The organism is Marinobacter litoralis, assembly GCF_016427555.1.
In the GTDB taxonomy this organism is placed as follows: Bacteria; Pseudomonadota; Gammaproteobacteria; order Pseudomonadales; family Oleiphilaceae; genus Marinobacter; species Marinobacter litoralis_A.
This window is the reverse complement of the sequence record NZ_JAELVS010000017.1, coordinates 1-337: the sequence shown is the minus strand read 5'-3', so window position 1 is coordinate 337 and position 337 is coordinate 1. Positions and strand designations below refer to the sequence as shown.

The following is a 337-nucleotide window of genomic DNA, read 5'->3' as shown; positions in this document are numbered from 1 at the left end:
ACGGTGCTGGACGCAGTATTCCCGTTCTTCGGGCGAGCGTTTCAGGTCAAACACCGTATCCACAATGCCCCGCTCTTCCAGTAGGGTGCGCACAATGGCATCGGTGGTCTGCGCCTGAAAAATCCGGCTGTTGTGCATCAAGCCCAAGCGCCACACCGGGGGTTGGATCACCACTTCGTAATGGGTACGGCGGTGGCCGGTGTTGCCCCGTACAAATTCATTCACCACGCCGGTGAACCGGCGCAGGGGCTGGCCGTCTTGCCACACCACCAGATCCACCGGCTGCTCCAACACATCCGCCGATTGCACATCGGGGTCGGTGCTGGCCAGTTTCAAA

The 337-nt window shown here is 60.5% G+C and carries 1 protein-coding gene; it reads right to left on the bottom strand.

The features are described from left to right. Positions 1 to 337: contractile injection system protein, VgrG/Pvc8 family (locus tag JAO79_RS16175; RefSeq protein ID WP_265091699.1), on the bottom strand; the 337-nt coding region annotated here is incomplete at both ends.